At 64.6% G+C, this 5,055-nt stretch carries 5 protein-coding genes; 1 reads left to right on the top strand and 4 read right to left on the bottom strand.

Features of this window, described 5'->3' with window-relative positions:
* Positions 1-28: 28 nt before the first annotated feature.
* Both urfF and AC2T15_RS13085 read right to left on the bottom strand, forming a co-directional pair.
* Entirely contained in the window at positions 29-235 is a 207-nt protein-coding gene (urfF, locus tag AC2T15_RS13090) for a plasmid repression protein F (RefSeq protein ID WP_241381418.1), read from the bottom strand.
* A gap of 55 nt (positions 236-290) precedes the next feature.
* The gene (locus tag AC2T15_RS13085; RefSeq protein ID WP_486779169.1) at positions 291-2,420 is read right to left on the bottom strand and encodes a MobA/MobL family protein; all 2,130 of its coding nucleotides are present in this window, start codon (positions 2,418-2,420) and stop codon (positions 291-293) included.
* A 198-nt stretch (positions 2,421-2,618) separates the two neighbouring features.
* Between AC2T15_RS13085 and AC2T15_RS13080 the strand changes: the two genes are divergently transcribed.
* On the top strand, positions 2,619-2,966 hold the full coding sequence (locus AC2T15_RS13080; RefSeq protein WP_486779172.1) for a hypothetical protein: 348 nt from the start codon (positions 2,619-2,621) through the stop codon (positions 2,964-2,966).
* A gap of 423 nt (positions 2,967-3,389) precedes the next feature.
* Here the strand turns inward: AC2T15_RS13080 and repC are convergent, their stop codons facing one another.
* The gene (gene repC / locus AC2T15_RS13075) at positions 3,390-4,229 is read right to left on the bottom strand and encodes a replication protein C, IncQ-type (RefSeq protein ID WP_486779171.1); all 840 of its coding nucleotides are present in this window, start codon (positions 4,227-4,229) and stop codon (positions 3,390-3,392) included.
* Entirely contained in the window at positions 4,216-5,055 is an 840-nt protein-coding gene (locus AC2T15_RS13070) for a helicase RepA family protein (RefSeq protein WP_486779170.1), read from the bottom strand. The genes repC and AC2T15_RS13070 overlap by 14 nt, the downstream gene beginning before the upstream one ends.

Genomic DNA, 5,055 nt, shown 5'->3' with positions numbered 1-5,055 from the left:
GATTGCCTCCTGTTCAGGCAGTTGGTGGTTAGGCGCTGGCGGGGTCACTACCCCCGCCCTGCGCCGCTCTGAGTTCTTCCAGGTACAGGCGCAGTGCCTCGGCTTCTGCGTCTGTAGCCCATATCTTGCGAGCCTTGCGGCCCAGCTCTCGCTGAGCGTCGGCGAACCTAGCCTGCCTGATCGCGTTAGGCGTGGCCAGCAGGTTGCCGGTCTGCTTATCCCGATGGTCTTTCATCTCAAACCCTCCATTAGAGCTAACAGTATAACAGGCGTTAGCGCTAATGCAAGCATTACATGCTGAAATCTGGCCCGCCCCTGTCCATGCCTCGCTGGCGGGGTGCCGGTGCCTGTGCCAGCTCGGCCCGCGCAAGCTGGACGCTGGGCAGACCCATGACCTTGCTGACGGTGCGCTCGATGTAATCCGCTTCGTGGCCGGGCTTGCGCTCTGCCAGCGCTGGGCTGGCCTCGGCCATGGCCTTGCCGATTTCCTCGGCACTGCGGCCCCGGCTGGCCAGCTTCTGCGCGGCGATAAAGTCGCACTTGCTGAGGTCATCACCGAAGCGCTTGACCAGCCCGGCCATCTCGCTGCGGTACTCGTCCAGCGCCGTGCGCCGGTGGCGGCTAAGCTGCCGCTCGGGCAGTTCGAGGCTGGCCAGCCTGCGGGCCTTCTCCTGCTGCCGCTGGGCCTGCTCGATCTGCTGGCCAGCCTGCTGCACCAGCGCCGGGCCAGCGGTGGCGGTCTTGCCCTTGGATTCACGCAGCAGCACCCACGGCTGATAACCGGCGCGGGTGGTGTGCTTGTCCTTGCGGTTGGTGAAGCCCGCCAAGCGGCCATAGTGGCGGCTGTCGGCGCTGGCCGGGTCGGCGTCGTACTCGCTGGCCAGCGTCCGGGCAATCTGCCCCCGAAGTTCACCGCCTGCGGCGTCGGCCACCTTGACCCATGCCTGATAGTTCTTCGGGCTGGTTTCCACTACCAGGGCAGGCTCCCGGCCCTCGGCTTTCATGTCATCCAGGTCAAACTCGCTGAGGTCGTCCACCAGCACCAGACCATGCCGCTCCTGCTCGGCGGGCCTGATATACACGTCATTGCCCTGGGCATTCATCCGCTTGAGCCATGGCGTGTTCTGGAGCACTTCGGCGGCTGACCATTCCCGGTTCATCATCTGGCCGGTGGTGGCATCCCTGACGCCGATATCGAAGCGCTCACAGCCCATGGCCTTGAGCTGTCGGCCTATGGCCTGCAAGGTTCTGTCGTTCTTCATCGGGCCACCAAGCGCAGCCAGATCGAGCCGTCCTCTGTTGTCAGTGGCGTCAGGTCGAGCAAGAGCAACGATGCGATCAGCAGCACCAGCGTAGGCATCATGGAAGCCGCCATCACGGTTAGCCACAGCTTCCAGTGCCACCCTCTGGCCGCGCTCCGGGCGCTCTGCGCGGCGTCGCTCACCTCGCTGGCCACTTCCCGCAATTCCTTGGCCAGCTTGGCCCATGCTGCCTGTGTCTCGCGCTGGGCTTTCAGCCACTCCGCTGCCTGCGCCTCGCTGGCCTGCTGGGTCTGGCTCATGACCTGCCGGGCCTCGTCGGCCAGTGTCGCCATACTCTGGGCCAGCGGCTCGATCTGCTCCGCTAACTCGTTGATTCCTCTGGATTTCTTCACTCTGTCGATTGCGCTCATGGTCTATAGCCTCCCGGTATTCCTGCAAGTCGATGATCTGGGCGTTGGCGGTGTCGATGTTCAGGGCCACGTCTGCCCGGTCGGTGCGAATGCCCCGGCCTTCCATCTCCACCACGTTCGGCCCCAGGTGAACACCGGGCAGGCGCTCGATGCCCTGCGCCTCAAGCGTTCGGTGGTCAATGCGGGCGTCGTGGCCAGCCCGCTCTAATGCCCGGTTGGCATGGTCGGCCCATGCCTCGCGGGTCTGCTCAAGCCATGCCTTGGGCTTGAGCGCTTCGGTCTTCTGTGCCCCGCCCTTCTCCGGGGTCTTGCCGTTGTACCGCTTGAACCACTGAGCGGCGGGCCGCTCGATGCCGTCATTGATCCGCTCGGAGATCATCAGGTGGCAGTGCGGGTTCTCGCCGCCACCGGCATGGATGGCCAGCGTATACGGCAGGCGCTCGGCACCAGTCAGGTGCTGGGCGAACTCGGACGCCAGCGCCTTCTGCTGGTCGAGGGTCAGCTCGACCGGCAGGGCAAATTCGACCTCCTTGAACAGCCGCCCATTGGCGCGTTCATACAGGTCGGCAGCATCCCAGTAGTCGGCGGGCCGCTCGACGAACTCCGGCATGTGCCCGGATTCGGCGTGCAAGACTTCATCCATGTCGCGGGCATACTTGCCTTCGCGCTGGATGTAGTCGGCCTTGGCCCTGGCCGATTGGCCGCCCGACCTGCTGCCGGTTTTCGCCGTAAGGTGATAAATCGCCATGCTGCCTCGCTGTTGCTTTTGCTTTTCGGCTCCATGCAATGGCCCTCGGAGAGCGCACCGCCCGAAGGGTGGCCGTTAGGCCAGTTTCTCGAAGAGAAACCGGTAAGTGCGCCCTCCCCTACAAAGTAGGGTCGGGTTTGCCGCCGTCGTGCCTCCATGATAGCCTACTAGACAGCACATTAACAATGAGGTGTCAAGATGGCTAAGAGGAGCAACAAGGCGGCGGATCGGCTGGCCAAGCTCGAAGAACAGCGAGCACGGATCAATGCCGAGATTCAGCGGGTGAGGGCAAGGGAGCAACAGCAAGAGCGCAAGAACGAAACGCGGCGCAAGGTGCTGGTGGGCGCCATGATTCTGGCCAAGGTGAACAGCAGCGAGTGGCCAGAAGATCGGCTCATGGCGGCAATGGATGCATACCTTGAGCGCGACCACGACCGGGCCTTGTTCGGTCTGCCGCCACGCCAGAAGGATGAGCCGGGCTTTCTGGATGGTGACGGGCCAAGCGACCCGCCGCCATTCATCAATCGCGGATCAGGGAATGGCTAAGCCCGGTGATCGGCCAGAACAGGCCCTGCGGGGCTGCACACGCGCCCCCACCCTTCGGGTAGGGGGAAAGGCCGCTAAAGCGGCTAAAAGCGCTCCAGCGGCTTCCTGCGGGGTTTGGTGTCGGGTTTAGCGGGCTTTGCCCGCCTTTCCCCCTGCCGCGCAGCGGTGGGGGCGGTGTGTAGCTTAGCGCAGCGAATAGACCAGCTATCCGGCCTCTGGCCGGGCATATTGGGCAAGGGCAGCAGCGCCCCACAAGGGCGCTGATAACCGCGCCTAGTGGATTATTCTTAGATAATCATGGATGGATTTTTCCAACACCCCGCCAGCCCCCGCCCCTGCTGGGTTTGCAGGTTTGGGGGCGTGACTGTTAAACGGGGGGTTCGTGACTGTTAAACAGGGGGGGCGTGACTGTTAAACGGGGGGTCAGCCGGTAGCCTTGGGCCGGGCGATGTCGTACTTACCCGCGGCGAACTCGACCACCGACCAGCCCAGCGCCTCCAGCTCTGGCAGCGCCTCCCGCACCCGCTGGCGACGTTTGCGCATGGCTGAGGGGCTTGCCTCTGACGGCCAGACATAGCCGCACAGCGTGTCTATGGACGCCTTGCCGGTCTTGCCGGGGTCGATCCAGCCACACAGGCGCTGATGCAGCAGGCGGGCCGCTTCGCTGTCCAGCGCCCGCACCTCGTCCATACTGATGCGCACATGCTGGCCACCACCCATGACGGCCTGCGCAATTAGGGGGTTCAGGGCCACATACAGCCGCCCCTGGGCGTCGTCACTGGCGTATTCGGAAAGCAACCGGAATCCCTGCCGCTTGCGGCCATTCTGGGCAATGATGGACACCTTCCACAGCCGCTCGATGCACTCCCTGATCGGCCTTGAATCCTCAATGTCCGCATAGCCAACTTCGCGGGCCAGCGCCCGATAGCTACCCTTCACCACCATGGCATCGGTTTCGACGGCCTCCCACTTCGGTTCCAGGAACAGCCGCAACTGCTGACCGCCGGGTGTCTTGGGTTCAGGGCCAAGCACCAAGCCACTCGGCCCGGCCATGGCGACCAGTCCTTGCAGGATGCGCAGATCATCAGCCCCCAGCGGCTCCGGGCCGCTAAACTCGATCCGCTTGCCGTCACCGTAGTCATAGACCACATCCAGCTTGCTGCGCTTGCGCTCACCCCGTTTGAGGGCGCGAAACAGGCCGGGGGCCAGACAGTGCACCGGGTCGTGTCGGGCATGGCTGAGGTCGTGCTTAGGCTTCGCCACGGGCCACCCCCTTGCTCTTGCGCTGGCGCTCCAGCACGGCGGGCTTGAGCACCCCGCCATCGTGCCGCCTGAACCAGCGGTCTTTGAACGGTGCCCCATAGTTGGCCTTGCTTACGCCGTAGCGCACGAAATAGGGCCGCTGTGAGTCGTCTACGCCCCATTCCTCGGCCTCGGCGGCCGTCATGCCGGACAGGTAGGATTGCCAGCGGATGTTATCGACCAGCACGGACGATCCCCGGCTGGCCTGCTGCTGGTCGCCTGCGCCCATCATGGCCGCGCCCTTGCTGGCATGGTGCAGGAACACGATAGAGCACCCGGTATCGGCGGCGATGGCCTCCATGCGACCGATGACCTGGGCCATGGGGCCGCTGGCGTTCTCCTCCTCGATGTGGAACCTGCGCAGCGTGTCCAGCACCATCAGGCGGCGGCCCTCGGCGGCGCGCTTGAGGCCGTCGAACCAGTCGGCGGCCATGATGTTGGGCAGGCTGCCGATCAGCGGCTGGATCAGAAGACCAGCGGCCACGGCGTGGCGCTGCTCGTCGCTGAGGTGTGCGCCCAGTGCGTGCAGGCGGTGATGTATGGCGGTGGGCGGATCTTCGGCGGGCAAGTAGATCACCGGGCCGGTGGGCAGCTCGCCCACCTCCAGCAGATCCGGCCCGCCTGCAATCTGTGCGGCCAGTTGCAGGGCCAGCATGGATTTACCGGCACCACCGGGCGACACCAGCGCCCCGACCGTACCGGCCACCATGTTGGGCAAAACGTAGTCCAGCGGTGGCGGCGCTGCTGCGAACGCCTCCAGAATATTGATAGGCTTATGGGTAGCCAT

It is taken from the genome of Thiopseudomonas sp. SA1F2-1K, from assembly GCF_057443035.1.
This window is presented reverse-complemented; position numbering and strand designations above follow the sequence as displayed.